This window comes from Candidatus Alkanophaga liquidiphilum (assembly GCF_053996935.1).
In genome coordinates this window covers 1-6,688 of record NZ_JBMXYC010000043.1, presented here as the reverse complement: position 1 = coordinate 6,688, position 6,688 = coordinate 1, and the positions used below count along the sequence as shown (strand labels likewise).

Here is a 6,688-nt window from a genome sequence, read left to right as displayed (position 1 = left end):
AACCATTTAACTTCGAAGAATGGGAGATTTGTGGCTCTAAACTGATTAGAACAAAGAATGGAGAGTTCTACTTGCATGTGGTTGTTAAGAAGAAGGTTAAAATCAAGAGTGAATACTCATCCATCATGGCGATGGACATAGGAGCTCGTTGGATAGGAGTGTCGGTGGCACGGCACCGCGGCAAGCCAAAGTTCTACGGTAAAAGAGTGAGGGAAGTTAGGGGAAAGTATTTCTGGCTTAGGAGAAAGTTTGGAATGGAGAAGAAACTACAGGCAATAAAGAAGATAGGGCACAAGGAAAGGAGAATCGTGAACGATGAACTCCACAAGATAGCGAAAGATATTGTTGATGAAGCTGAGAGGAGCAATGCCATAATTGCAGTTGGTAGCTTGAACGGAGTTAGAAACAACAAGGGAAGGAAGGTGAACAGGAAGGTTAGCACGATGCCATTCTACAAACTGAAGGAATACATCAAGTATAAAGCACTTGAGAGAGGGATTGCAGTGATAGAAGTTTCAGAGTTCAATACGTCGAAACAATGTTCAAGATGTGGTTCAATGAATACCAAAAGACCTTCTCAGGGAATTTTCATCTGCGAGGATTGTGGATATCAAATCAATGGTGATGTGAACGGAGCTAAAAATATAATGAAACGAGCCGTGGGCTATATGCTCATGGCAGGGGCTGCGTGCTCAGCCCGACGGGGAGCGCAGGTTCGTCCTGCACACTCCTCAACCTCTTAAGCTTCACGGTGGAAGCCCCGACTCGGGGCGGGGGAGGAGGTCACAAACAACTAAAAATGAAGAGGAGGAAGTCATTTCCTCAGAAGTAGTAAGGCTGCAACTCCTAAAGGTGCTCCTACTACCGACAACAGAACAATTCCTGAAAACTCCGGCGCCGGCGTTCCGAACGTCGTCGGGTCATCCCACTTCTTGCTTGTCTCTCCTGACTTCAGCGTATAATAGCTGCTATCAGGCGCCCTATCTGACAATGGCATCTCCGCCAGATTTACATGAACGGCAAAATTAAATTGCCCGTAATCCGCAGTTGTTTCTATTTCTGCTATAAACACATTAGAGGCATCTTCGTGCTTCATAAAGGCGATATTTGGCGGTCCTGGCGGCTCCTCGCTGGTGCCAAAGTAATATATGAGGTGCCCTTCTACCTCTTCTGCGCCACTTGCCTCTAAGGTATATGCCGTGATGGTTATTGTTGTACCGCCGTCCACATCTGCAGTAACCATGTAGATGTCTTCTTTTGGGTCTATGGGCGTTGGCTTCTCAGCCATCGCTGACGAGAGCAGAAGCGGGAGTAGCAACCCCAGCACTAACAACGTTACGGGCGCATCCCTACCCACAGTGCTCCCTCCTCTTCTTGATGCCGCATGGGGGGGGGGGGGGGATTTCCCCATTGGAATTCAACTCCAATTGCATAAAAACGAATCCAAAATCGAAAACAAATTTTCACTTTGGCAGCGTGAAGAAGAAGCGGCTGCCCTTACCCACTTCGCTCTCAGCCCATACGCGTCCGCCATGTGCCTCCACGACGCTCCGCACGACGAAAAGCCCAACCCCCATGCCCTTTTTATGAGATAAGTAGCTGCCAACCTCGTAAAAAGCCTCAAATATTCTGTCAAGCTTGTCCTTTGGGATGCCGACGCCGCTGTCGGCGACGCAAAACCTCACGTAGTCCTTTCCGCTCTCGGAAATTTCTTCGACGGTTATTTCTATGCTACCGCCTTCAGGCGTAAATTTTATGGCGTTTTCGAGGAGGTTGAAAATGGCGCTTTTTATTTTTTCCCCGTCGCATACTACCTTCACGTCTGGGACGCTCACACGCAACACGTGCCCTCTCTGCCTTAGAAGGGCGTTTAAATCCCTCACAACATCGTAAACCAGCGTTTTTGTCGAGTGCTCTTTCTTGTCAAGACGTAGCTGCCCCTCTTTTATCGTCATCACCGCTCGTAAGTCGTCCAAAAGCTTTATCAGCCTATTTACACTTTCGCTGATCACGAGCAGCCGCTCTTGCTGCTCATAACTCAGCTCGCCGAAGACGCCGCTGAGAAGCATGTCCATGTTGCCTCGGATTATCGTGAGCGGCGTTCCCAGTTCATGAATGGCAATCATCATAAAGTTATCTTTCATCTCGTCCAGCTCTTTTAACCGCTCGTAAGCTTCCGCAAGTTCCCTCTTCGAGGCATCAACGTCCTCAAGGATGTTTAATAATGCCTTCCTTGCATCCATTAGCTCCCTCACCGTCGCCTTTAGCTCCTCCGTCTGCCGCTCAAGGGCTCTCGTTTTCTCCTCAAGCTCTTTCTCTCTCGCAACAAGCTTTGAAATGTCTCGAAGCTCTATCAAATGCCCGAGCAGTGCGTCCTTGAACATTATTGGCGAAACTATGACCTCTAAGACGCCACTCGGTAGCTCCACGGGCTTCCTAAGCTCTTTCAGCTCGCTAACAATCCTGATAAGCTCCTTCGCCTCGTCCTTAACCATTACTTCTAGATCTTTGAGAGGCTTTCCCACAATTTTCTTGGATTCGACGCCAAAAAGCTCTTCAACGGGCTCATTGGCGAGCTGTATCCTGCCGAAGCGGTCAATAACTATAAATCCGTCCTCGATACTCTTCACGAGATTATTGAGCATGACCTCAGAGGGAAGAAACCTGTATTTCAGAAGCACGCAAGCTACGACTGTGGCGCCGGCGACGGTGAACGCCGAGGCTAATGGGGGCACCTGCACACTCGTGAGCGGGATGAAGTTTTTGTTAAGCGGAAGGAGTATGTCGGTGAATACGCTAAGCGCCACTACGACGAGAGCGGTGGATGCCACCGCCCGCACTTGCAGAAATTCAAACCTGTCGTCCTTTGAAAATTTATATGATCTGAGAAACTCGAAGGCGACAACGAACATGACGCCGATGAAATAAAATAAAAATGCCGTTAGCAGGGGCGTTCCCACATATTCGTAGCCCCAGAAGCGGAGTTCCACGCCGCTTATCAACTTGCCCTTGAGAAGGAGGGGGAGAAATGCGATGGAAATGCAGTAAAAGGCGGCCAAGAGGTATTTCTGCGACGCTCGTTTTAGTTTCAGTCTTGTGTTCTCGGGGAACGCCGTCGCAAAGTGGTAGAACGTGGGGGGTATAAAGAGCACACCCATACACTCCACCATGCTCCAGAATAACGGGTCGTCGAGGCGTAGGCGACGCATTAACTCGCCCACATCCCATATAATAAGCGAGATGAAGAGCAACACGAGCGTCTTGCCAACGGTATTTTTTCTCTCGGTTACCGATACAAAAATTACTAAGAGGATATTGATAAGAAGTGCGATTGCGGATATCAAAACATATATGTTTGTCATATCTACTTCTTTTTTCATCGCAACTTAATAATATGACTTATGGGAGACCATGTTCGGACTTTTAGAGCGGGCGTTGGAAACGGCACTGAAGGATTGTGAGCAGGCTGAAATTTATGCGGAGCGAAGCAGAGTTCTGAGCATTGATTTTGAAAAAGGTAAAGTGAAGCGGGGGAAAGTCGGCGAGAACCTAGGGATTGGTATCAGAGTGGTGCTTTCAAAAAAGGTGGGGTTCTCTTATACAACATCGGCAGAGCGTCTTGAGGAGTGCATTGCCGCCGCCATAAGGCAGGCGAAAGCTTCCGAGACTGATGAAGCATTTGAGGGTTTGCCACAGCCTTCGAGGGGCTACTCGACTCCGGAGAGGACATTTGATGAGGCGGTAGTTGCGTTAAGCGCTGGAGCGGCTGTGGAGCTTTGCGAGAGCATGATTTCAGCGGCGTTAGAAAAAGGCGTGAAGACGGTGGAAGGCGGTTTCTCTGCGGGTTACGATGAAGTTTTTGTGCTGAGCTCCGAGGGTGTGAAAACGCAAGACAGGGCGACCTTTGTCTCTGGTAGTTTGACGGCGATTGCGAGTTCAGCGGGCGGTGAGGAGGTTGCGGCGTGGGAAGGCACGGTGTCGCATTTTCTGCAGGATTTCGACGCGGAATTCGTCGGGCGGGAGGCGGCGAGCGTCGCAGTCGCAAGCCTGGGCGGCGAGCGTTGCGAGACGAGGAAGATGCCAGTAGTGCTGACGCCGAAATCGCTGCAAAGCCTCCTGCCTTACACAACGATTGCGCAATTGAACGCTGAAAATGTGCAGAAGAAACAGTCTCCCTACTACAAAAAAAAGAACGAGAGTATTGCAAGTGAAATTTTAACCATCTTGGACGACGGCACGCTCCCTGGAGGCTTGAACACGAGAAAGATGGACGGCGAGGGTATCGCCTCGCAGAAAACCATGCTTGTGGAGTGCGGCGTCCTTAAAAATTTTCTCTACGACTCATATACGGCAACAAAAGACAACGTGGAGAGCACGGGGAACGCCGTTCGCAGCTACGACACGCTGCCAAGGGTCGGCGCCACGAACTTCGTGCTGACTGCTGAAGAGCTTTTGAAAAAGGAAGAGTTGCTTGGAGAGATCAAGGAGGGTTTGCTCGTCCACGACCTCATCGGTGCACACACGGCATCACGGGCATCTGGCGAGTTTTCAGTGGTCGCATACAATGCCTTCATCGTCCGCAGGGGTGAACTCCGTCCTGCTAAGAACGTCATGCTCGCCGGCGCCTCCACCGAAATTTTAAAGAACGTCGTGGCGCTCGCCGATGATGTCCGGCAGCTCGGCAGCGTCGTCTCACCGTCAATCCTCGTCAAAAACATACAAGTGGTCTCGGCGTAGCTCGACGTGACAGTGCCGTATCAGAGTGGCTAAGCGAGGGGCATGGAGGCACGAGCATGGTCATTAGCGGGTTCCACAAAGAGACTTCTATCCCGCTTTGCGCATTAAGATGTGTTAGATTGAGACTACCGGTCAAGGCTAGTCGTCCCTTTTACGGCGTGGGAGAATCCTTGACCTCCACAGGAATGCTCACGGGGACGACCCTTAAAAACAAAGCTCTCGGATTTTAGACATTATTGGTAAGTAGTAATGATTTAAAGAGGGGCATCCGAACAGTAAGTTGCACAGTGCGCAGGACGGGTCTGCGATGAAAGAAGAACATAAATATCTTCTCATAATTGCAGTGGTATTCGCTCTGGTTATCGGAGGGATTCTTTCTGTGCCGTATGACCCACAAGCAGACATTGTTGATGCGGTTTCAATTGATACATGGGCGCACCTATATATTGACGGTATATACAAGATGCCCCTATATGAGTTTCTGGAAAAGTATCCTAGAGCGTTACAGAGCGGTGTGATCGAAGAAGACGGCGAGTATTATGTTGTGACGGAGAAGGGAATTGGTTATGTTTTATTCTACGCATTGATGATAGCATTGGGCATTCAACGATTTACGGGGACAATTCTCGCTTTGATTGCCGTAGTATCTACCTACATCCTTTCAAGAAGGCTTTTTGGCGTGAGATGTGCTGCGTTATCCACCATACTGCTTCTTACGACAGGAATTGCGATGATTATGACTTATCGTTATGCATGGGTCGATTACGGGACGATGGCGTTCCTTGTGCTTTCAATCTGCCTCTTTATAGAGGGTGTTGCTCGAAAGAGTTCGGTGCTATGTCTTTTGTCGGGGTCTGTCTTCTCTGTGGCTGTATCGACCCGCTACCCGGTGGGGCTGCTCGTTGTTCTCCCATTTGTTTACCTACTGGTAAAAGAGGCTCCAAGGATGAAGCTTATAGTGGCATTCTGTATCGGGCTTTTAATACTCTTAACACCTCTCCTGTGGTATAACACCATTACCTATGGTGGCCCTTTCAAGTCGGGCTATGATGTTCGCCGTCTTGGCGACTTCGTGCGTGGTGAACATGAAATTGAGTTGGGAGAGGGGGAGGGGGCGTCAAAATACTGGAGCATCGAAGGTGCGGTTGATAATCTTACAGACGTTCCGCAGATGTTTCTTATCGCAATGCCAGTCTTTTATCTAGCGTTTTTCGGGCTTTACAGGTCTTATAAGGATAATAAAGCTGGGTTTTACCTTTTATTTTCCTGGATAACACTTACAATGATTCTTTACTTCCCGATGGGGCATCTTGGAGGTGTGGGGTTACAAGCACTTCAGCAAGTGCGGTATTTCCTCCCGATGCTTCCAGCACTCTGCATCTTCGGGGCAAATGCACTTTCAGGTCTTTTTTCAAAGGGAAAATATGGAGGAATTCTTGTGGCGGCTCTGCTGATAATATTGGCTGGAGTAGGTGTCTCTGCAACAATATGGAATATGCATACATGGGATGCGACTGGAAGGTTTAAAGAGATTGACGTAGACCTTAAATCCCTATATGAGAACCCATCAGCCTTTAACAACGGGATCGTCACCTTAAGGCACTTGATCGTGATTAAATATGTGAGAGGTGGCTTAATCGTAAAAGATTCTACCACATTCGAGGATATGCTTCTTTGTTTCCCCAGACCACCTCCACAGAGCGTGAAGGAGCTTGATAGAATCACAGGTAAGTTCATCTGGAAGGATCGAAATCAGAATGGGAGTATGGAGAGAGGAGAAGGTGTTATTATGGTAAAGGAGATTCGCTGGGTGCTCCCATGATTTTTACAAGATTTCGGCGAGAAAGCTTATGGTTTGAACCGAATCGCCGTTAGGTTTATATATTGTTTGCAATTTTGTTATTAGCGAGGCTGCGGGTATATCCTGCAGTCAGGGGCTGCGGTGAGCCAG

5 protein-coding genes are annotated in these 6,688 nt (G+C 48.9%); 3 read left to right on the top strand and 2 right to left on the bottom strand.

Annotated elements, in window-relative coordinates:
- A partial coding sequence (locus ACXJJA_RS05770) for an RNA-guided endonuclease InsQ/TnpB family protein (protein ID WP_456487268.1) occupies positions 1-743 on the top strand: 743 nt, incomplete at its 5' end.
- A gap of 71 nt (positions 744-814) precedes the next feature.
- Here the strand turns inward: ACXJJA_RS05770 and ACXJJA_RS05765 are convergent.
- Positions 815-1,357: a hypothetical protein gene (locus ACXJJA_RS05765; protein ID WP_456487267.1), complete on the bottom strand. Its 543-nt coding sequence runs from the start codon at positions 1,355-1,357 to the stop codon at positions 815-817.
- A 106-nt stretch (positions 1,358-1,463) separates the two neighbouring features.
- On the bottom strand, positions 1,464-3,380 hold the full coding sequence (locus ACXJJA_RS05760) for an ATP-binding protein (RefSeq protein ID WP_456487266.1): 1,917 nt from the start codon (positions 3,378-3,380) through the stop codon (positions 1,464-1,466).
- A gap of 31 nt (positions 3,381-3,411) precedes the next feature.
- On the opposite strand from ACXJJA_RS05760, the gene ACXJJA_RS05755 reads away from it, so the two are divergent.
- The gene (locus ACXJJA_RS05755; RefSeq protein WP_456487265.1) at positions 3,412-4,737 is read left to right on the top strand and encodes a TldD/PmbA family protein; all 1,326 of its coding nucleotides are present in this window, start codon (positions 3,412-3,414) and stop codon (positions 4,735-4,737) included.
- A 307-nt stretch (positions 4,738-5,044) separates the two neighbouring features.
- Positions 5,045-6,559, top strand: coding sequence for an ArnT family glycosyltransferase (locus ACXJJA_RS05750; RefSeq protein ID WP_456487264.1), 1,515 nt, complete (start codon positions 5,045-5,047; stop codon positions 6,557-6,559).
- The last annotated feature ends 129 nt before the right edge of the window (positions 6,560-6,688 follow it).